Annotated in this window: 22 protein-coding genes; 7 read left to right on the forward strand and 15 right to left on the reverse strand. The window is 55.3% G+C overall.

The window, feature by feature from the left end; all coding sequences use genetic code 11:
• Positions 1–8 precede the first annotated feature (8 nt).
• Complete coding sequence (gene rpoZ, locus GNG29_RS00390; protein ID WP_039030179.1) at positions 9–284, reverse strand: DNA-directed RNA polymerase subunit omega; 276 nt, start codon at positions 282–284, stop codon at positions 9–11.
• Positions 285–338: 54 nt separating this feature from the next.
• A complete protein-coding gene (gene gmk, locus GNG29_RS00395; RefSeq protein ID WP_103177697.1) occupies positions 339–962 on the reverse strand; it encodes a guanylate kinase in 624 nt (207 codons plus the stop codon).
• Positions 963–1,212: 250 nt separating this feature from the next.
• On the opposite strand from gmk, the gene ligB reads away from it, so the two are divergent.
• Entirely contained in the window at positions 1,213–2,883 is a 1,671-nt protein-coding gene (gene ligB, locus GNG29_RS00400; RefSeq protein WP_156653679.1) for an NAD-dependent DNA ligase LigB, read from the forward strand.
• Here the strand turns inward: ligB and GNG29_RS00405 are convergent.
• The 3 genes from GNG29_RS00405 to GNG29_RS00415 form a co-directional block, all read right to left on the reverse strand.
• The gene (locus tag GNG29_RS00405; RefSeq protein WP_156653680.1) at positions 2,880–3,497 is read right to left on the reverse strand and encodes a trimeric intracellular cation channel family protein; all 618 of its coding nucleotides are present in this window, start codon (positions 3,495–3,497) and stop codon (positions 2,880–2,882) included. The two genes, ligB and GNG29_RS00405, sit on opposite strands and share 4 nt — an antisense overlap.
• A gap of 165 nt (positions 3,498–3,662) precedes the next feature.
• On the reverse strand, positions 3,663–5,600 hold the full coding sequence (locus GNG29_RS00410) for an acyltransferase family protein (RefSeq protein WP_156653681.1): 1,938 nt from the start codon (positions 5,598–5,600) through the stop codon (positions 3,663–3,665).
• Positions 5,601–5,773: 173 nt separating this feature from the next.
• Positions 5,774–6,637 carry a YicC/YloC family endoribonuclease gene (locus GNG29_RS00415; RefSeq protein ID WP_156653682.1) on the reverse strand — a complete coding sequence of 288 codons (864 nt, stop codon included), beginning with the start codon at positions 6,635–6,637 and terminating at the stop codon, positions 5,774–5,776.
• A gap of 125 nt (positions 6,638–6,762) precedes the next feature.
• Here GNG29_RS00415 and rph point away from each other — a divergent pair, with 125 nt between their 5' ends.
• Both rph and pyrE read left to right on the forward strand, forming a co-directional pair.
• Complete coding sequence (rph, locus tag GNG29_RS00420) at positions 6,763–7,479, forward strand: ribonuclease PH (protein ID WP_103177714.1); 717 nt, start codon at positions 6,763–6,765, stop codon at positions 7,477–7,479.
• Between the two features lie 67 nt (positions 7,480–7,546).
• Complete coding sequence (pyrE, locus tag GNG29_RS00425) at positions 7,547–8,188, forward strand: orotate phosphoribosyltransferase (protein WP_103177715.1); 642 nt, start codon at positions 7,547–7,549, stop codon at positions 8,186–8,188.
• 70 nt (positions 8,189–8,258) lie between these two features.
• Here pyrE and slmA read toward each other — a convergent pair whose 3' ends face one another.
• From slmA to coaBC, 3 genes are all read right to left on the reverse strand, one after another.
• On the reverse strand, positions 8,259–8,855 hold the full coding sequence (gene slmA / locus GNG29_RS00430) for a nucleoid occlusion factor SlmA (RefSeq protein ID WP_103177716.1): 597 nt from the start codon (positions 8,853–8,855) through the stop codon (positions 8,259–8,261).
• A gap of 116 nt (positions 8,856–8,971) precedes the next feature.
• A complete protein-coding gene (gene dut / locus GNG29_RS00435; RefSeq protein WP_168191994.1) occupies positions 8,972–9,430 on the reverse strand; it encodes a dUTP diphosphatase in 459 nt (152 codons plus the stop codon).
• Positions 9,408–10,619, reverse strand: coding sequence for a bifunctional phosphopantothenoylcysteine decarboxylase/phosphopantothenate--cysteine ligase CoaBC (gene coaBC, locus GNG29_RS00440; protein ID WP_156655424.1), 1,212 nt, complete (start codon positions 10,617–10,619; stop codon positions 9,408–9,410). Before coaBC ends, dut begins: the two co-directional genes overlap by 23 nt.
• A gap of 174 nt (positions 10,620–10,793) precedes the next feature.
• Here coaBC and radC point away from each other — a divergent pair, with 174 nt between their 5' ends.
• From radC to mutM, 4 genes are all read left to right on the forward strand, one after another.
• A complete protein-coding gene (radC, locus tag GNG29_RS00445; protein WP_156653683.1) occupies positions 10,794–11,459 on the forward strand; it encodes a RadC family protein in 666 nt (221 codons plus the stop codon).
• 218 nt (positions 11,460–11,677) lie between these two features.
• Positions 11,678–11,914 (forward strand): 50S ribosomal protein L28, encoded by a 237-nt coding sequence (rpmB, locus tag GNG29_RS00450; RefSeq protein ID WP_002436699.1) that lies wholly within the window; start codon positions 11,678–11,680, stop codon positions 11,912–11,914.
• A gap of 22 nt (positions 11,915–11,936) precedes the next feature.
• Positions 11,937–12,104, forward strand: coding sequence for a 50S ribosomal protein L33 (gene rpmG / locus GNG29_RS00455; RefSeq protein WP_013094893.1), 168 nt, complete (start codon positions 11,937–11,939; stop codon positions 12,102–12,104).
• Positions 12,105–12,176: 72 nt separating this feature from the next.
• Positions 12,177–12,986 (forward strand): bifunctional DNA-formamidopyrimidine glycosylase/DNA-(apurinic or apyrimidinic site) lyase, encoded by an 810-nt coding sequence (gene mutM / locus GNG29_RS00460; RefSeq protein ID WP_156653684.1) that lies wholly within the window; start codon positions 12,177–12,179, stop codon positions 12,984–12,986.
• Positions 12,987–13,026: 40 nt separating this feature from the next.
• Here the strand turns inward: mutM and coaD are convergent, their stop codons facing one another.
• The 7 genes from coaD to GNG29_RS00495 all read right to left on the reverse strand — a co-directional run bounded on the left by coaD (position 13,027) and on the right by GNG29_RS00495 (position 20,820).
• Complete coding sequence (coaD, locus tag GNG29_RS00465; RefSeq protein ID WP_156653685.1) at positions 13,027–13,506, reverse strand: pantetheine-phosphate adenylyltransferase; 480 nt, start codon at positions 13,504–13,506, stop codon at positions 13,027–13,029.
• Between the two features lie 3 nt (positions 13,507–13,509).
• On the reverse strand, positions 13,510–14,280 hold the full coding sequence (locus GNG29_RS00470; protein ID WP_156653686.1) for a glycosyltransferase family 2 protein: 771 nt from the start codon (positions 14,278–14,280) through the stop codon (positions 13,510–13,512).
• Positions 14,280–15,554 carry a lipid IV(A) 3-deoxy-D-manno-octulosonic acid transferase gene (waaA, locus tag GNG29_RS00475; RefSeq protein WP_103181012.1) on the reverse strand — a complete coding sequence of 425 codons (1,275 nt, stop codon included), beginning with the start codon at positions 15,552–15,554 and terminating at the stop codon, positions 14,280–14,282. The genes GNG29_RS00470 and waaA overlap by 1 nt, the downstream gene beginning before the upstream one ends.
• 154 nt (positions 15,555–15,708) lie before the next feature.
• Positions 15,709–17,343: a sulfatase-like hydrolase/transferase gene (locus GNG29_RS00480; protein ID WP_156653687.1), complete on the reverse strand. Its 1,635-nt coding sequence runs from the start codon at positions 17,341–17,343 to the stop codon at positions 15,709–15,711.
• 18 nt (positions 17,344–17,361) lie between these two features.
• Complete coding sequence (locus GNG29_RS00485) at positions 17,362–18,333, reverse strand: glycosyltransferase (RefSeq protein WP_103177722.1); 972 nt, start codon at positions 18,331–18,333, stop codon at positions 17,362–17,364.
• 8 nt (positions 18,334–18,341) lie between these two features.
• A complete protein-coding gene (locus GNG29_RS00490; protein WP_156653688.1) occupies positions 18,342–19,325 on the reverse strand; it encodes a glycosyltransferase in 984 nt (327 codons plus the stop codon).
• Positions 19,326–19,449: 124 nt separating this feature from the next.
• On the reverse strand, positions 19,450–20,820 hold the full coding sequence (locus GNG29_RS00495; RefSeq protein WP_156653689.1) for an O-antigen ligase: 1,371 nt from the start codon (positions 20,818–20,820) through the stop codon (positions 19,450–19,452).
• Positions 20,821–21,044: the final 224 nt, after the last annotated feature.

Genomic DNA, 21,044 nt, shown 5'->3' on the forward strand with positions numbered 1-21,044 from the left:
AGGTTTAATTAACGACGACCTTCAGCAATGGCGGTAACGGCCTGCAGTTCTGCGGCTTCCTGCTCTTGCTGCTCCTGGCGCTCACGAACATCGAGGATCTGGCTGTTGATCAGGCCTTCTTCGATTTCGCGCAGTGCGATAACGGTAGTTTTATCGTTTTCTTCCGGTACCAGTGGATCTTTACCGCCTGACTGCATCTGACGAGCGCGACGCGCGGCGACCAGCACCAGGTCAAAACGGTTACCAATTTTCTCTACAGCGTCCTGAACAGTTACGCGTGCCATACTTAAAATGCTCCACAGATGAAGAAATGACTGGGCATGATACTGAATGTGGGTTCAGTCTGCCAACAGTTTGGTGATTAATGCGTCATGTCGCTGCTTCTGGCGGCTCATACGCAGACGTTCGGCGCGAAGGATAGTTTTGAGATCGCTCAGGGCGGCGTCAAAATCATCATTCACAATCAGGTAATCATATTCGGCGTAATGGCTCATTTCCGCAACTGCCTGGGCCATACGTTTTGCGATAACCTCTTCGCTATCCTGGCCGCGGCCACGGAGACGGCGATCCAGCTCATCTTTCGATGGCGGCAAAATAAAAATGCTGCGTGAATCGGGCATTTTCTGGCGAATCTGCTGCGCGCCCTGCCAGTCGATATCCAGGAATACGTTTACGCCGGTCGACAGCACTTGCTCGATGGTTTCACGCGAGGTGCCGTAATAGTTACCGAAGACCTCAGCGTGTTCAAGAAACGCATCTCTGCCAATCATCGTTCTGAATTCATCGTGATCGACAAAGAAATAGTGTTCACCGTGTACTTCACCCGGACGCGGCGCGCGCGTGGTGTGAGAAACAGAAACCTGCGTATCGTACAACGGTTGGGTTTTTAACAGCGCCTGAATCAGGCTGGATTTACCCGCGCCACTTGGGGCAGAAACAATATAAAGCGTGCCTTGAGCCATGAGAGTCTTTGTATGTTGATAGCGTTGAAGTCCTACATACGGGCTTATTATACACGTCGCCGCTTCGTGACGTAGCCTTTGTCACACTTTTTCCGCATTCCGGTTGATTTTTGCGTACCTTTTTCCGGTTTTATGGGGCGTTTGCTGCAACAAAGATTTAATTCTGAGATTGCCTCGTAAAGTCGTTTTTTGCCTCTCGCCTGCGGCTGTGCTTCGCGTTATACCCCCTGCAAAACAGGGAGGAGTGACGATGTGGCGATATTTTAGCGTGCTGTTAGCAATCTGGAGCAGTGCCGGTCAGGCGATATGCCCGGTCTGGTCGCCTACCCAGGCAGAGCAGGAGATAGCCAGGCTCAGCGCGCAAATAGCACGCTGGGATAAGGTGTACTGGCAACAGGGCACCAGCGACGTCAACGACGAAGTCTATGACCAGCTGGCGGCAAGGCTTAAACAGTGGCGGCACTGCTTTGGCGACGAACAGGCGGCAGACGTACCGGTGGCTGCGGGTGGTTCGGTCAGGCACCCGGTCGGCCACACTGGAGTCGCGAAGATAGCCGATAAAACAGCGCTCCGCCAGTGGATGCAGTCGCGTCGCGATCTCTGGATCCAGCCAAAAGTGGATGGTGTGGCGGTCACGCTGGTCTACCGCCAGGGTCAACTGGTGCAGGCCACCAGCCGTGGCGACGGACTTAAAGGCGAAGACTGGACGGAGAAAGTAAAACGCATCGCCTCGGTTCCCGGGCAGGTAAAAGGCCCGCTTGCCAACAGCGTGTTGCAGGGGGAGCTCTTTTTACTGCGCGATAACCATATCCAGAAGCAGATGGGTGGGATGAATGCGCGGGCAAAAGTCGCCGGGACGATGATGCGACACGATACCGGCGCAGGGCTGGATAAGATCGGTATTTTCATCTGGGCATGGCCGGACGGCCCCGCCTCGATGCCTGAACGGCTACAGGCATTAACCCAGGCAGGGTTCACCCTTACCGGGTTATGGACGCATAAAGTCAGTTCGCTGGAGTCAGCAGAAAAAATACGCGAACGCTGGTTTACATCGCCCCTGCCGTTTGTGACCGATGGGGTCATCATCCGCTCGGCGCAGGAGCCTCCGGGTCACCGCTGGCTTCCCGGCGAGGGCAGTTGGGTCGTGGCGTGGAAATATGCGCCGGTCGCCCGGGTTGCCGAAGTTCGGGCCATCAATTTCACCGTGGGACGTACCGGCAGGATCGCGGTGGTTGCCATCCTGGAGCCCGTACAGCTTGATGATAAGCAGGTGCAGCGCGTAAACCTCGGGTCAGTGGGACGCTGGCAGGCGCTGGATATTGCGCCGGGGGATCAGATCCAAATTAGTCTGGCCGGGCAGGGGATCCCGCGCGTGGATAACGTCGTCTGGCGGGGGAGCGATCGCCGCAAACCCGTGCCGCCAGAAAGGCGTTTTACCCCGCTCACCTGTTTTTATGCCGCGCCGGAGTGCCACGGGCAGTTTATGGCCCGGCTGAAGTGGCTGAGTTCGTCGTCGGTGTTAAATATCGCCGGGCTGGGTGAGGCTGGCTGGCAGTCGCTGCATCAGGCGCACCACTTTGAACATCTCTTTTCCTGGCTGGCGCTCAGTCAGGAGCAGTTGCAACACACACCCGGCATAACGTCAGAGCGGGGCCTGCGGCTCTGGCATCAATTCAATCTGGTTCGCCGTCAGCCTTTTACCCGCTGGCTGGATGCGCTTGGCGTTCCCCTGCCGCGAAGGGCCCTGCGCGCGCTTAGCGATCGGCAGTGGCAGCAGTTACTGGAGAGAGATGCGTTACGCTGGCATCAGGTGCCGGGCATCGGCCCGGAAAAGGCGCACAGGCTGGTGGATTTTGTTCATCATCCCACCGTTAACGCCCTGGCTTCCTGGCTGGGTGAACAGGGCGTAGAGGGCTTTTAGTGACTATCGTGGGTGTAATAAAAAACGGGTAATCCCAGTTTCAGACGCAGCGCCAGCATGCGGGCGGTAAAGCCAAATAAGAGCGTGGAGATGATCACCACATCCTGATTGCTCACGTAATGCTGCAAAGCGACATAGAGCACGGCGGAGGCGAAAGAGACGCTAGCGTAGAGTTCTTTCTGAAAGACCAGCGGGATGCGTTTACAGAACATATCGCGCAGCACGCCGCCAAAGACGCCGGTGATCACCGCCGCGATAGTGGCGATCACCGGGCCCTGGCCCATATCCAGCGCGACCTGGGCGCCAATAATGGAGAAGACGATCAGGCCGAGGGCATCCAGCACCAGAAACAGACGGCGCAGATGGGGCATAACCGGGGCGGCAATGGTGGTCAACACGGCGGCGACGGCCACAATAATCACATACTCAGGATGTTGGACCCAGCCGAGCGGATAGTGGCCCAGCAGGATATCCCGAACGGAGCCGCCACCCAGCGCCGTGGCAGTGGCAATAATAATGACGCCGAAGGTGTCCATACGACGACGTCCGGCGGCGAGGGCGCCGGTCATGGCTTCAGCGGTGATACCGATCAGATACAGGATATGCAGCAGCATGTTACCCCCAGAAATAAGAGCGTCAGGGTAACGTTTTGTGCTCTGGCTCACGATTTAGATTTTCTTGTGCGATCGAATATGCATTAGATTATCTAATGCCACTTTGGCTTAAAGAGGGCTATTACCTGTTTTTAACATAGATATTGCATTAGATTAATTTGGCCTTTAACGCTGCTGGGGGCTAAAAATCTGCCGGAACATCGGCACCAGCATCTTATTCCCGGTTTCGCTGAGGTGGTTATCGTCGAAATACCATGGTTGTAAATTCTTACTGCCCATGCAGCGGCCCGCCGTACAGAGCCAGGCGGTGGGATCGAGCACCTGAACGCCACACTGTTTTGCCGCCCGCGCCTGCGCCTGCAAAATAACGGCGTTTTGTTTGGCGTAAGTCGCGACGGGTATGGATAAGTCGTGCGTGGTTTTCCCGGTCATCAGGCGATGAGATAACGTGCGGGGAACGTTTTGCGCCATCTCGGGGATCGGATTCACCAGATAAACAGGACGCGTACTGTTGAGCGAGCATGCCATATCAACGATGGCATCAGAGTACTGACGCAGGTAGTCCTGCTTGTTTTGCTGCCCGGCCCCGAAGGTGACAAGCTGCTTTTCGGCATAGTGCGTCAGGCGGTTCACAATCACCACCGGTACGTCCGGCGCGTAATCCTTCAGCCTTGAAGGGAGAGAGCGGTTAAATTCCCCGCATCGATTGCGCGCCCCCAGTTCGCCCCTTGCCAGCGTCGGACAGCCAGAGTAGGTGATCCCGATAACAGAGCCCCTACCTTGCGCCGCTTCTGCCAGCGCGGTTGCGGTGGCTTCCGCATGGCTGTCGCCAATGATGATGGCGACGGGCTTCCCTGTGCCATAGGCGCTCAGGTGCGTTTTAGGATTGGCAGCGTAGTTTTTGTTGGTGGCTTCCAGCGCGATTTTATTGACGAGCGGGTCGGGCTGGCTGACCACGATCTGGTTTTTCACCAGATAGCTGAACAGCCAGGCGACACCTACGCAGGCAAAGAGGATCAACCAGAAAGCGCGGCTTGAACGCTGGCTAAGGTAATTTTTGCCGAGTTGCTCAATCAGCACCCACGACAGCCAGCCGATGGCGAAGGAGAGCGCAATCGCGCTCATGACCCACAGCCCGTTGTGCTGCTTTCCGCTGTAGAGCAGAACCACCGCCACAGGCCAGTGCCATAAATAGACGGAGTACGAGCTCAGCCCCGCCCAGCGAAAATTACGGTCGAACAGGCTCACCAGCGGCTGGTAGTCGCTGTAGATCACCATCATCGCGCCCGCGATGGGCAGTAAGGTCAGCGGTCCTGGCCAGGCATGCTCAGCGGTGATGAAAAAGAGTGACAGCAGGATCAGCGCGTAACCCGCGATTGCCGCAACCGGGCGAAGCATCAACGGCATCACAAAGCGCTGTGAGGCATACCACACCAGCCCACCGCATAACATCTCCCAGGCGCGATAAGGCATCAGGTAGAAGCTGGTGGCCGCAGCGTTGGGCGTGTGGGTGACACTCACGATAAACGACGCAACGGTGAGTATGGCCAGGCATAAACCGGTGTTCAGTTTTTTTCTGAGGGGATAGAGCCCCATCATAATGAAGGGTAACACCAGATAAAATTGCCATTCGACGGACAATGACCAGGTATGTAAAAACCAGTTCTCATGGGAGTCGGGAGCAAAATAGTCCCCGGACTCTTTGTTAAGTTTCAGATTGGATATAAATAAGGCAGCATAGCCAATATAATTTCCGAGTTTCTGGTACTCATTTGTTGGCAACCAGAAAAAGGTCGTCGCGGCGACGATCAGACACATCGCCAGCAGCGCGGGAATTATTCTTTTACAGCGCGCGGCATAAAACTGAATAAGGTTGAAGCTATTTCGCTCAAGGCCTGTGGCGATGATTTTGGTCATCAAGAAGCCGGAGATAACGAAAAACACATCCACACCAGCGAAACCGCCGGGCAGCAGGGTGGCGATAAAGTGATAAAACACTACAGAAAGAATGGCTATTCCGCGCAGCAGGTTAATGTCCTGCCGGAAATCGCGGTCAACTGAGAGGCTGGAGGCTTCCTCTAAGGATAAGTTGATGTTTGCCATTATGTTTCCTGAGAGGAAAGATAAGAATATTGAGTGCGGCGTGCATTCTAACAAAAATAGAAAAGGAGTTCTTATATTCTGATGCGCAGGTGGGATTCAGGACATACTTAAAGTCATTAATTGACAATGGTCCCTTAGCGGGACCATTAATAGCGAAAAACGCGCGCTAATGTTTATTCGATATTCTGAATCTGTTCGCGCATCTGCTCAATAAGCACCTTCAGTTCAATCGCAGAGTTAGTGACTTCGGCGTTGATAGACTTGGACGCCAGCGTGTTCGACTCGCGGTTGAATTCCTGCATCATAAAGTCGAGACGACGGCCCACGGCCTCTTTCTTCTTCAGGATGTTGTAGGTCTCTTTGACGTGCGCTTCCAGACGATCCAGCTCTTCCGCCACATCGATACGCTGGGCCATCAGCACCAGCTCCTGTTCGAGACGGTTGTTTTCCAGCTGGACTTCGGCATCTTCCAGTTTGGCGACCAGACGCTCACGCTGCCACTGCAGAATCTCCGGCATATGGGCGCGGACTTTCGCCACTTCACCGCTAACGCCTTCCAGGCGTTGCTCGATCAGCGCTTTCAACGCCTGACCTTCGGTTTCACGGGCTAAAATGAAATCGTCCAGCGTGCCGTCCAGCGCGGTAAGGATCTCAGCGGTAATGGCGTCCAGATCCTGTTCGCCTGCCGCCATCACGCCAGGCCAGCGCAGAATATCCACCGGGTTAATTTCGCCTTCGTCGCTCTGCATTTTGACCCAATTAGCGGCGTTCACCAGCTGTTTAGCCAGTTTCTCGTTCAGGATCAGCTCACCTTGCGCGCTCGCATCGGGCTCAAAACGCAGGTTGCATTCAATCTTTCCGCGGGTCAGGCGAGCGCGGATACGCTCACGCACGACAGGCTCAAGGCTGCGGAACTGTTCTGGCATACGGAAATAGGTTTCAAGATAGCGTTGGTTTACCGAGCGCATTTCCCAGGTAGCGCTGCCCCAGCTACCCTTGATTTCACGGCGGGCGTAGGCGGTCATACTGCGGATCATAGACTTTTCCGTTTTCAGAGGAGAGATGGGGGGATTATAGCTTTCGGGGCTTTCTCAGGATAGGAATAAGCGCGTTTAATCCGTATAATGCGCAGCCACATTCGTTTCAAGCCGGAGATATCATCATGCGTCCATCAGGTCGTAGCGCCAACCAGGTGCGCCCCGTCACCCTGACCCGTAACTATACAAAACACGCTGAAGGTTCCGTGCTTGTTGAATTTGGTGACACCAAAGTCCTGTGCACCGCCTCCATTGAAGAAGGCGTACCGCGCTTTCTGAAAGGCCAGGGGCAGGGCTGGATCACTGCCGAATATGGCATGCTGCCACGCTCCACCCACACCCGTAACGCCCGCGAAGCGGCGAAGGGCAAGCAGGGCGGTCGCACCATGGAGATCCAGCGTCTGATCGCGCGTGCGCTGCGCGCCGCTGTTGATCTGAAAACCCTGGGCGAGTTCACCATCACCCTGGACTGCGACGTGATCCAGGCGGACGGCGGCACCCGTACTGCCTCTATTACCGGAGCCTGTGTGGCGCTGGCCGATGCCCTGAACAAACTGGTTGCGGCCGGTAAACTGAAAGCGAACCCGCTGAAAGGCATGGTGGCGGCGGTATCAGTAGGTATCGTCAATGGCGAAGCGCTGTGCGATCTGGAGTACGTTGAAGACTCCGCGGCAGAGACCGACATGAACGTGGTGATGACCGAAGATGGTCGCATCATCGAGGTACAGGGCACGGCAGAAGGTGAGCCGTTTACCCACGAAGAGCTGCTCTCTCTGCTGGCGTTGGCCCGAGAGGGGATCGAATCTATCGTAACGACGCAGAAGGCGGCGTTAGAAAATTGATTTTAAAGGCGACTGATGAGTCGCCTTTTTTTTGCCTGTAAGAGAGAAAAGAGAAAGGAGCGAATCCATGAAACCGTATCAGCGCCAGTTTATTGAGTTTGCGCTTAGCAAGCAGGTACTTAAGTTTGGCGAATTTACGCTGAAATCCGGGCGCAAGAGCCCCTATTTCTTTAACGCCGGGCTGTTTAATACCGGGCGCGATCTGGCACTGTTAGGCCGCTTCTATGCCGAAGCGCTGGTGGATTCCGGGATCGAATTCGACCTGCTGTTTGGCCCGGCGTACAAAGGTATTCCGATTGCGACCACCACCGCCGTGGCACTGGCGGAGCATCACGATCGCGATGTGCCGTACTGCTTTAACCGCAAAGAGGCTAAAACTCACGGTGAAGGCGGTAACCTGGTCGGTAGCGCGTTGCAAGGTCGGGTGATGCTGGTAGACGATGTGATCACCGCAGGCACCGCCATCCGTGAATCGATGGAGATTATCCAGGCGAATAACGCCACGCTGGCGGGCGTGCTGATCTCGCTGGACCGCCAGGAGCGCGGACGTGGCGATATCTCCGCCATTCAGGAAGTGGAGCGTGACTACAACTGCAAAGTGACCTCAATCATCACCCTGAAAGATCTGATTGCCTGGATGGAAGAGAAGCCGGAGATGGCAGAGAGCCTGGCGGCAGTGCGCGCCTATCGCGAAGCGTACGGCGTATAAGTCAATGGCCCGGTGGCGCGACGCTTACCGGGCCTACGAAAACCGTAGGCCGGATAAGGCGGATACAGGGTTACTGCAACTGCGCGGCCACGAGCGGCCAGCGGGCATCAAAATCGTCCGTCGGACGATATTTGAATTCACTGCGCACAAAGCGGGAGAGCATCCCTTCACAGAAGGCCAGAACTTGCCCGGCAAGCAGTGATTCATCCGTGGTGAAGCCTTCCCCTTCGCGCATTTTCTTTTCGCGTAATACCTGGCGCAGCTGCGCCTCAATACGTTCGAAAAGCTGGTTAATACGCCCCTGCAATCTGTCCTGTTCAAACATCAGCGCGTGGCCGGTCAGGATACGGGTTAACCCCGGATTGCGCTCGCCGAAACCGAGGATCAGCAGGACAATCAGACGCAGCCGTGCGGTGGTGTCTTTTTCATCCTTCAGAATCAGGTTGATACGCGTGATCAGGCTATCTTCGATAAACTCGATCAGGCTGTCGAACATCCGCGTTTTGCTGGGAAAATGACGGTACAGCGCCGCTTCCGACACGCCCACAGAGGCGGCCAGTTTTGCGGTGGTGATGCGTTGACTGCCATCGCTGGATTCAAGCATCAGAGCCAGAGATTGAAGTATTTCTTCGCGACGATTCCTTTTCGCTGTTTGTTTTTCTGCCATGTTACAAAATACCCCTGAAAATAATCACTAGTCAGGCTGACGTCCACACAACGACCGCAAACGGCTGTTTGCGGTTTGTTATTACGTTATACGTTGTGGGATGCGTATAGCCGGGTTTATTTACGCCCGGAATGGCCGAAGCCGCCTTCGCCGCGATCGGTCGCGTCGAAATCTTCTACCAGATTAAATTCAGCCTGTACCACCGGGACGAACACCATCTGGGCGACACGCTCGCCGGGTTGAATGGTGAAGCTCTCCTGGCCACGGTTCCAGACAGAAACCATCAGTTGACCCTGATAGTCAGAATCGATAAGACCCACCAGGTTGCCCAGCACGATACCATGCTTATGACCCAGGCCGGAACGCGGCAGGATCACCGCCGCCAGAGAGGCGTCGGCAATGTGGATCGCAAGGCCGGTCGGCAGCAGCGTGGTAGCGCCGGGTGCCAGTTCTACGGCGTCGTCGAGGCAGGCACGCAGGTCAAGACCGGCAGAGCCGGAAGTGGCATAGGTCGGCAGTGGAAATTGCTGACCAACACGCGGGTCCAGAATCTTAACGTCGATTTTTTTCATCATAACGGGTAACGATCTCGTCCAGTAATTGTTGGCCCAGGAGTTCCTTGCGCTCAAGCGGTAAGACTTTATCTCCATCCTGCCAGAAAAGGTGCAATGCGTTGCTGTCGCTGTTGAATCCTTGTGAGGCCAGCGATACGTCGTTCGCGCAAATCAAATCGAGGTTTTTGCGGGTACGTTTTTGCCGGGCATATTCTTCCACATTATTCGTTTCAGCGGCAAACCCAACGACGTAAGGGCGGCGATCTTTTAATGCCGCGACCCCGGCTACGATATCGGGGTTTTTCACCATTTTTATCGTGATTTCATCGCCTTGCTTTTTGATTTTCTCATCGGCTATGGCGGCAGCACGATAGTCCGCCACGGCAGCACAGCCGATAAAAATCTGCTGCTGCTGCGCATGGGCCTGAACCGCGGCGTCCATTTCCAGCGCGGTAGTGACGTCGATGCGCTGCACCCCTGGAGGCGTTGGCAGCGAAACCGGGCCGCTCACCAGCGTCACCTTTGCCCCGCGCGACGCGGCGGCGGCGGCAATCGCAAAGCCCATCTTGCCGGAGCTTTGGTTGGTGATATAGCGCACCGGATCCAGCGGTTCACGCGTCGGACCCGCGGTAATCATGATGTTGAGATGTTGCAGATCGTTGACAGGTGAAAAATGACTCGCGGCCAGATCCACAATCGCCAGCGGATCCAGCATGCGGCCCGGACCCACATCGCCACAGGCCTGGCTACCGCTATCCGGCCCCCAGATTAACAGCCCGCGAGAGGCGAGGGTCGCCAGGTTATGCTGCGTTGCCGCGTTGCGGTACATCTGCTGGTTCATGGCCGGGACCACGGCAACGGGCGCCGGAGTGGCCAGGCAAATAGTGGTAACCAGGTCGTTAGCCATGCCGGCGGCAACGCGGGCGATGAGATCGGCGGTGGCGGGGGCGAGGATGACTAAATCGGCCCATTTACCCAGCTCAATATGGCCCATTGCGGCTTCTGCCGCCGGATCGAGCAGGCTGTCCGACACCGGGTAGCCTGAAACGGCCTGCAGGCTCAGCGGCGTAATGAACGCTTTGCCCCCTTCGGTTATTGCCACCCGCACGTCCGCCCCGCGCTCGCGTAAACGGCGCACCAGTTCCGGCGTTTTATAGGCTGCAATGCCGCCGCTCACGCCAAGAACGATTTTTTTACCGGCCAGGCTCATCATGATTCTTTCCTGTTGGGTTCAGCTGAGAGGCGGGCATTTTATCACAATCCGAAAAGCATCGTGCTGTTGTCCATCCGCCACTTTGCGAGGCGCTACGCAATACGAAAAACAGAGCCTCGTGAGGCGACAGGTGCTGTGGCAGCATAGCGTGGTGATGGAGAAGGAGAGGGTATGGAGACACTATCCCCGCTGCTGCCGCGGGAGAAAATGCTACGGGATGGCGCGACACGGCTGACGGACGAAGAGCTGCTGGCGCTCTTCCTGCGTACCGGGACGCGGAGTAAAAACGTGTTTGCGCTTGCCAGAGATCTGTTGCAGCATTTCGGCTCGCTGCACGGTTTGTTATCCGCAGAGCTGAAGGATTTCAGGCGGGTCGAGGGAATTGGCCTGGCGACATTCGCCCAGCTGAAAGGGATTGCGGAGCTTGCCCGCCGTTATTACTGCTCGGGGATTCGGAGCATCAATCCGCTAAAAGACCCGCAGATGACCCGGGAGTTTGTGCGCAGCCAACTGGCGGAAGAGGAGCGCGAGATCTTTATGGTTATCTTCCTCGATAACCAAAACCGGGTGCTGAGCCACAGCCGGTTATTTTCGGGAACCCTGCGCCACGTTGAGGTGCATCCCCGGGAAATTGTGCGCGAAGCGATAAAAGTGAATGCCGCGGGCGTGATCCTCGCGCATAATCACCCCTCAGGGCGCGCCGAACCGAGCAAAGCCGACAGAGACGTGACCGCACGCATCATTAAATGCTGTCAATTCATGGACATTTGTGTTCTTGATCATCTGGTCATTGGCCGCGGAGAGTACGTTTCGTTTGCCGAACGTGGGTGGATTTAAGCCATTTCTCGCGATCCATCGGGATCTTTGTCTGTTCGGGACTTGAGCACATCCGCGAGTCAGCGTATACTACGCCACCTTTGAGAATCTCGGGTTTGGCAATTGGGCCTGGCAATCGATGGTTCACTAAGAACTACGCGATGACCGGGCTGTAAAGCCTGACGAGGCGCCGATACCCCATACGAAGCTCGAGCTAATTTGATTTTTGGAGAATAGACATGTCCCGAGTCTGCCAAGTTACTGGCAAGCGTCCGGTGACCGGTAACAACCGTTCCCACGCACTGAACGCGACTAAACGCCGTTTCCTGCCGAACCTGCACTCTCACCGTTTCTGGGTTGAGAGCGAGAAGCGTTTTGTCACCCTGCGCGTATCTGCTAAAGGTATGCGTGTAATTGATAAGAAAGGCATCGATACAGTTCTGTCTGAACTGCGTGCCCGTGGCGAAAAGTACTAAGTACTTAAAGAGGAAATAAATCATGGCTAAAGGTATTCGCGAGAAAATCAAGCTGGTTTCTTCTGCTGGTACAGGTCACTTCTACACCACCACGAAGAACAAACGTACTAAGCCGGAAAAACTGGAACTGAAAAAGTTCGATCCAGTTGTACGCCAGCACGTTATGTACAAAGAAGCTAAAATCAAATAATTTTAGATTCCTTGTATTGAAAAACCCCGCATCTGCGGGGTTTTTTGCATTCTGCATCTCAACGGAGGAACCATGCCTGAATTACCTGAGGTAGAGACCAGCCGCCGTGGCATTGAGCCTCATCTGGTCGGTGCGACCATTCTTCACGCTGTTGTCCGTAACGGTCGTCTTCGCTGGCCGGTCTCTGACGAGATCCATGCGCTAAGCGATAAACCGGTTCTCAGCGTACAGCGCCGCGCAAAGTACCTGCTGCTTGAGTTGCCTGACGGTTGGATCATCATCCATCTGGGCATGTCCGGGAGCCTGCGCATCCTCAGCAAAGAGTTGCCCGCAGAAAAACATGACCATGTCGATCTGGTGATGAGCAACGGCAAAGTGCTGCGCTATACCGATCCGCGTCGTTTTGGCGCCTGGCTGTGGACCAAAGAGCTGGAAGGGCATAATGTGCTGGCGCACCTCGGGCCGGAGCCGCTCTCTGACGCGTTTAACGCGGAGTACCTGAAGGCGAAGTGCGCGAAGAAGAAAACCGCCATTAAACCCTGGCTGATGGATAACAAGCTGGTGGTCGGCGTGGGCAATATCTACGCCAGCGAATCGCTGTTTGCCGCCGGGATCCATCCCGATCGGTTAGCCTCATCGCTGTCGGCGCAGGAGTGCGAGCTGCTGGTGCGGGTGATCAAAGCCGTACTGCTGCGTTCGATTGAGCAGGGCGGAACTACCCTGAAAGACTTCCTGCAAAGCGACGGCAAGCCGGGCTACTTTGCTCAGGAGCTACAGGTCTATGGCCGTAAAGATGAGCCGTGTCGGGTCTGTGGCACACCGATTGTGGCAACGAAGCATGCCCAGCGGGCAACGTTCTATTGCCGTCAGTGCCAGAAATGATGCGGAGGCCCGGTAAGCGCAGCGCCACCGGGCAAAACATTTATTTCAGCTTGTCCATCAGCGCCTGATGCACGCTGGCGGGTAAGAAATGGGTGACGTCACCTGCGTGGCGCGCCACCTCTTTCACCAGCGAAGAGGAGATAAACGACCACTCTTTGGACGGCATCAGAAAGACACTTTCCAGTTCAGGCATCAGATGGCGGTTCATATGCGCCAGCTGCATCTCATATTCAAAATCGGCCACCGCGCGCAGTCCGCGAATCAGGATATTGGCCTGTTGAGCGCGGGCAAAGTTCGCCATCAGATCGCTAAAGCCCACGACCTCCACATTGGATAAGTGCGCGGTCGCGGCTTTCGCCAGCGCAACCCGCTCATCGAGATCGAACAGGGGCTTTTTGCTGGGGCTGGCGGCAATCGCCAGAATCACCGTATCAAACATGCTTGCGGCACGCGTGACGATATCGATATGGCCGTTGGTGACAGGATCAAAGGTACCCGGATAAATCGCTTTTGTGCTCATGGCTCACGCTTTCTCAGAGTAGCCGCGGCTCAGCGCCCACAGCTCGGTGTATTTATTAAAAGTATACTGGGCATTAACCACCGCCAGTAACCAGCCCTGTTTACCGTCCAGCACGCCGCCACGTAGCACCAGCGTCTTCAGAAACGCGCCGACGGTGTGGCTGAAAATCCCAGCCAGCGAGGTTTTCTTGCCGCGCTGATGGCGCTCCTGGGCCCACGCCGTGGCGTAATTAAGCTGTTTACGCTGAAAGCTGGCGAAATCACGGCAGGTCAGATGCAGGAGGTCGCCATCGAGGGCAGTCACTGGCGCACCGTCGCAGGCCAGCGACTCATGAACCAGGTTATCGTTGTACTGATAGCGCGTCCGCGGATAAAGACGCATAACGCGATCGGGATACCAGCCGCTGTGACGCATAAAGCGGCCAAGGAAATAGTTTCGCCGGGCGATGCTGTAGACAACATCAGGCTGAGGGGCCGCCAGTACGCGCTGGATGGCCTGTTTAAGCTCTGGGGTTACACGCTCGTCGGTGTCGATCATCAGGACATAATCGCCGGTGGCGTACTGCTGCGCCCGCTGGCGCTGAATACCATAACCCTGCCAGTCGGCATCGATATGGACCTGTACGCCGGCTGCGCGGGCGATGTTAACCGTGTCGTCGCTACTGCCGGAGTCGAGCAGGATCAGCTCATCGGCCCATGCCACAGAGGCGAGGCAATCCGGCAGCAGGTCGGCGGCGTTTTTGGCGATCATCACCACCGACAGACGCGCAGACATCAGTGGCTCCGCAGGGGCAGGTAAGGTTGCAGCAGCTGCAGCAGGCGGGTCAGCGCCCCCTGGTTCTGATGCAGCACTTCGACAGCGTGACGGCCATACCACAGACGATAATCTTCGTCGGTCAGCAGGTTTGAAACCTCTTTTTCGATGGCGTTCGCATCGGTGACGGTAATCAGCCCGTCCGCCTGCTGCAGTTTGGCGCAGATATCTTTGAAGTTGAAGGTATGCGGCCCCATCAGCACCGGGATGGCGTGCGCTGCGGGCTCCAGCGGGTTATGCCCGCCACGCTCCACGAGGCTGCCACCCACAAAGGCCAGATCGGCAATACCGTAAAGCAGCATCAGCTCACCCATGGTATCGCCAATCACTACCTGGGTGCTGGCGGACGGGATCTCACCGCTGCTGCGCATCGTGAAGCTGAATCCGCCCTTTTGCACCATCTCGCGGGCATCTTTAAACCGTTCAGGATGACGAGGCACGAGGATCAGCAGCAGGTCCGGGAAGCGTTCAAGAAGCTGGCGGTGCGCCTGCAGGATAATTTCTTCTTCACCGTCGTGGGTACTGGTGGCGATCCACACTTTGCGGCGCGGCGCCCACTGGCGACGCAATGTGACTGCCCGGGCAGCCAGCTCCGGGGTAACAGAAATATCAAACTTCAGGCTGCCGGTGACCGCCAGCTGGTTGCGCTTCAGGCCCAGCGACAGGAATCGCGCGCCATCTTCTTCGTTTTGTGCCGCAATCAGGGTGATCTTGCTCAGCAGGCGGCGCATAAAGTTGCCCAGCTTGCCGTAGCCCTTCGCGGAGCGTTCTGACAGGCGAGCGTTAGCCACCACCAGGGGAATTTTGCGGGCGTGCAGGGCAGAAATCATGTTCGGCCACAGTTCGGTTTCCATTACGATCACCAGCTTAGGGCGAACGGTGTTAAGGAAACGGTTCATGGCACAGGGTAAATCATACGGCAGATAGACGTGATGCACATCTTTGCCAAAAGCGGACATGGCGCGTTCGGAACCGGTAGGCGTCATGGTGGTGACGGTGATCGGCAGCGACGGATAGCGGTGGCGCAGGGCGCGGACCAGCGGAATGGCGGCCAGCGTTTCACCCACCGAAACGGAATGGAGCAGGATACCGTCCGGCGCAACTTTGTTGCGGCAATAACCATAGCGTTCAGCCCAGCGTTTACGGTAGGCAGGCGCTTTACGGCTACGCAGCAGCAGTCGTAGCCACACCAGTGGCTGAATAATATAGAGCAGAGCGGTATACAACAATTCCAAGCGATTATCCGTTTTTTCAGTTTCGGCGGGCAAATTCTAAGCATTTAGGCCGTTTAAAGCTATCCCTTTGGCGCGTTTGCTCAGCCATTTGCCTGCGTTACGTGCGTTCACAGATAAAAAAACGGGCATTCGCTGCCCGTTTTTTTGTTTCTGCTTAACGTTCCGCTTCCGGCAACGCGTTCAGGTGATAGGTGACACGCTCCGACAGTCCCCGAATATCACCCCCGGTGATAAAGTAGCTGTCGTCTTTCTGGTTCGGATTACTGACCGTATACCCCAGCATTTTGTTGATCAGCGTCGCCATCTGGTAATGGTTGAGCGGCATCTGCGGGCTGATGGCGCTCATCGCATACGCCGGATCGTTACTGAAGTAGAGGAACGGCACCTGGGCAATCGGCATCTCGACGATAGAGTGACCAAACAGACCGCCATCACCCACGCGCTCCCCGTGATCCGAGGTGATAAAGACCAGCACCGGCAGCTTTGATTTCGCCATGGCGGTACGGATCGCCGAAGCCAGCTCTCTGTCGTACAGGCGAACGGCATCATCGTACTCGTTTTTCTTCTGCGCCACGTCGTCATCGAGACGTGGGGTAGAGAATTTGGCGAAGCCTTGCGGGATGTTGCGCTCGTAAGGGATGTGCGGCGCACGGCTGTTCAGCACCATCAGGAACGGTTTGTTCCAGTCCAGCTTAGCCTGCTCAACCGAAGGGGTCAGCACCACATCGGCACCCACGTCCGGCGCCGGGCGGATCTGCGTATCTTCCCACAGGTCAATGTCGTGAATACCGATCCAGTTGCTCAATCCTTCCAGGCCCTGGGCGGAGATAAACGCCGTCTGGTAGCCCTGTTTTTTGGCATTAGTGAAGATATTGGTCGACTTCGACTTATAGGCGCCGTAGTTATCCGGCTCACGCAGGTTGTTCACCAGCATCGGGATTGCCACGCGGGTCGAGACCGCGTTAGAGACGATCAGACGCCCGGTCCCCTGATACTGCTGCATCAGCGCTTTCAGCTCCGGGGTGGTGTCACGTTCATAGCCCAGGGCGCTGATGTGGTGCGGGTTCAGGCTCTCACCAATCGCCAGGATGATGGAGTATTTCCCGGCCTGACTACCCTCAACCGGCGTGACCTTATAGGGCGCATAATGCGTGAGGCTCTGGTTTTCGCCGGAAATGGCTTCCGGGATCAGGCGAATGGCACTGAAGCTCATGGCGGACAGACCGTTACGCAGTAAGGAGTGGCGCAGATCCGGGTTGAATTTATACATCTGCCCGTCGATGGCTTTATAGAACTGGCCGACAAACATCACCATGATAGCCAGCAGGCAAGGCATGGCGACCCACTTATGCCACTGCGGCGCGAGGCGGCGGGTAAAGACCAGCGCAAAGAGCACCGCGACGGCCATGATGACAAAGTAAATCCCAAGCGATCCGAGGCTGTCCGTAATGCCGCTGGCGATATCTTTGGTTTCGACAAAGGCCAGCCATACTTCGCTCGGGCCGTAAAACTGACCGTAGAACTGGTAATAGACCGCTTCCGATATCTGGACGATAAAGGTGACGGCCAGCAGTAGCCGGGTCAGGAAGAAGCGGGCGCTAATGGCCGCCAGCAGGGAGATAATCAGGTACAGCGACATGTCGCTGGATTTCGGCTGATAAACATGGTCTTTCAGCAGGATGATGATTTCACAGAGTGAAAACAGCACCAGGAAAACCAGGGTTAACACCACGGTGCGCAGGATATTGCGGCGCGGCGTGAGGGGCGAGAGTAAGGATGCTTTAAACATGAACGGACTCAATGTAACTCAAAACTTTTTAGTGAGCGGGCGAATGGCTTTACCAAAACCAAAACGCAGGGCGCGGATCAGAGTAGGGCGTTTATGCAGTCCTTTACGCCAGATATCCTCAAACAGATTGAACCAACGCGCGGCGACCGCTTCGCGGGAATAAACCTGCAGACGTTTATCGCCCTGTTCACGCATCTGACGATAGAGTTCAGGGGTATTCTTCAGGCGCATAATGGCTTCGAAGGCTTCATCAGGCGTTTTGGCGATCAGATAATCAAGCTCGCTTTCGCGGATAGCACGGTACGAGGGTTCGTCATCGCAGATCATTACCGTTTTGCCGAGCCAGTTGTTAATCAGCTTGCTGGCAGGTTTGCGCGTCAGCTTATGGTCATGGGATTTACGGAAGCTGATACAGACGTCGACGTCCTGATAGTTGGTCCAGTTATCGAAGGAGATGCGCAGGTCGATGCCCTGTTCAGCAAGGCGCTGCTTAAATTCGTCGCTACGGAAGGCCTCCGGGAAGCTATCCACGCGGCCAAAAAAGGCCACGGTTTTGACAGTTTCATCGGTACGTTCGCGCGGTTTCACGCCGGGTTGCGGCCAGTAGGGTACAAAGACGCCATTGCTGCGGTTGCCCGCTTCCGGGTTCTGATCCACCACCACGTCGGCGCCAATCACCGGTGGACGATCGGCACGGGCGACGACGGTGACGCCACGCCAGGGTTTAACGCGCGATCCAAAATCATCGTTATGCATCAGGTTGATGGCATCCGGGCGACACTCTGAGCCAAAAGAACACTCAATATCGTCGCCGTAATAGTGCTTCAGCGCCAGGGTTGTCTGGAACGTCCAGCCGCCGCGCCCGCCGCAGTAAAAGCGCTCCGGGATGGTGTCCGGGTTCACGCGGTTATCCAGCAGCGTCTGGAAATCTGCGTAGTTTTTAGCGATGAAATCAGCGCGGGAGACTGCGTGTAATTTAAGTTTGCTCATAATATCCGTTAGCCGATGATTTTCTTAAGGCGGAAGTAACGACGTCCCAGACGCCAGCGCTGGCGTAAGCCGCGCGCGTTTTGCCAGATCATCGACCAGATGCCGCGATCGAACAGTTCCTGAGTAATTTCGCGTTTCTTCGCGCTGTCTTCGATATTGTTAATGCTGTGCAAAATACCCAAACCCTCTTTGGCGATTTGCCACTGACAGGCCGGGACACGCTTTACCTGCTCCGGGTAGCGCTTATTGATGGCGTCCAGCATTTCGAGGATCTTCATATAGTGACGTGACGAACGCATGCGGGTGTCGTCGGTACCTGGCGTATGGGAGACCGATGCAGAGTGGATCAGATAGTCGTAATAGACTTCGTCAATGTATTGCACCCGTTTCGCGGTCAGCAGTACTTCCGTGGTCCAGGGGATATCCTGATGGCGCAGGCCATGTTCGAAGGTAAAACCCTGTGCCTTGATAAAGGCGTGGCGATAAATATTCAGCCAGGTGACATGCAGGAATTTGCGCGAGGCCAGCGCTATCTGCAACCATTCGGGGCCATCCATTACGCCAGTGGAGGCCAGCTTATCGGACGGGAAAATTTTTTTCGACGGACGGCCATCGTCATAAATATAGGTGCCGTTGCAGGTCGCGACATCCAGCTGGCCCGCAAAGGCGATCTCCAGCAGGCGCGGGTACATGCCAGGGTAAATAACGTCATCAATATCCGGGAAGGCAACGTATTCGCCGGTCGCCGCGGCCAGACCGGTGTTGCGCGCGGCTGATACGCCGCCATTAGCCTGGTCGATAACCTTAAAATGGGTAAATTCGTTGGCGTAGCGGGAAATAATTTCAGCTGAGCGATCCGTCGATCCGTCATTAACAATAATCAATTCCAGACTGGATAAATTCTGCTGTTTAATGCTGTCAAAAAAAGCGCTCAGGAATTTTTCGCCGTTATAAACGGCAACGATGAGGCTTAATTGAGGCGTTTCAGACATGCTTTCTCCGTAAAAATACGCAGCAATAAAAGGGTATAACCATCACATGCAACGGCATTTCGACAGCCGGCAGGCTAAAGCGTTCCACGCCAGGGTGTTAAACACCGCTGGCGTGACGTCTTCATCAGGATGTTAACTTCTCGGTCGGTGCAGGGCGTAGGGCGCACATACCAACCAGCAGGCCGGTCAGCAGCATATACTGCTCAAGGTAGTGATCTTTAAGGTTGTGATCGACCATGGTCCGGCAGAAGAAGCCGACGGTAAAGAGCAGCAGGAACATCCCCACCATCATGTTGCCGCGACGAAACTCCCGCCAGCCGATATACCAGCAGCCCACCAGCAGGATCAGCCAGCCGGCGATACCTATCACACCATTCTGAATACCAAATTCGATCAGGCCGTAGTGGCTATGGGGGATATTAATACGGTTATCCTGGGTATCCCGGCGTAATACATAACGGAAGGCCTCTTTTCTGGCCCCCATGCCTGCCGGGTGTTCGGCAATCAGTTTCCAGTCCTGATGGAAGAAGCTGGCCCGACAACCATTGGAATGGTTCATAGGTACACCGAGACTGTTAACCGGTACCGTTCCGTCTGTTTTATTGTAACAAAAGCTAGTAAAGGGAGCGTTCCAGCCCGCTATGGCATCACTTTCCAGATTTTGCCAGCGTGGGTCTGTTTTCCAGGAAGCGTAACCGAGTAACACCGAGGCAATAGTAATGCCCACAAGAATACCACCTGTAACGATAACCCGGCTGCGCCGCATGTTGTGCATGCTCAGCAGGATAAAGGTAGAGAAAATGCTGCCGACCAGACCGATGGTGCCCCAGCGGGTGTCCACCAGTGCGGTACACACCAGATTACTTAACAGCATTAACGCCAGTACTGAGGTTTTCAGGCGCAGGAAGCGTTGATGCAACAGACCACGCGCCAGCAACTCGGCCATCAAAAAGCCGGTGATCATATTGACCTGGAAGCTCATGCGGGTGCGGTTATAAACAATCCGTGTTTCACCCCAGTGTATATAGCCGTCGCGCCAGTAGAGCCAGAGTGAATCCAGCAAATGAACGCAGACCACGCCCCAGAAAAAGAGGATCACCAGCGTAAAGAAGCGGGCGGCGGTCATGGAGGGATAGGTTCTTTGGATCGCTGGTAATAATACCAGCCCTGCACAGAACAGTAATACCGGGCGTAGCCACTGACCGCTCCAGGCAGAAACCATCTCTTTAATATCTGGTGCGACAAAAAAACCATTAATCACAATAAAGAAAGTTAACGCCCATACCACGATAAGAACGAACTTAATTTTGCTTAAATTCAGCCGTTGTCTGGTTGCGTTATTGCTAAAAAAGAGACCAAGAGCGACCGCGACAATGGGATAAATCAAACCATTACGATGAAACGGCAGCTGATCGTTAGGAATAGGCCAGACAAAACATAAGGCCAGTACAGCAAGGACTAACAGGCCTGTCAGAATGTTACGAGTATTTGTCATATTTTTTGGGCTGGTTAAGGATTTTTCGGTTCTTGACCGGCTGGTTAACAAGGCAGTGAGTGATTTCCACGGTTTTTCAGTGGGAAATAAAAAGCCAGAGAAAATTATCACAAATACCTGACCTACAGAAGGACAATGTTTGTAAGCAAGAATAATCCATATCACGCTTTCCAGTGCCTGGGCTTTATGTATTACCGGGGCTGTAACGTATATAATTTGTTGTT

The sequence above is a fragment of the Leclercia sp. Colony189 genome (assembly GCF_009740165.1).
Taxonomy (GTDB): Bacteria; Pseudomonadota; Gammaproteobacteria; order Enterobacterales; family Enterobacteriaceae; genus Enterobacter.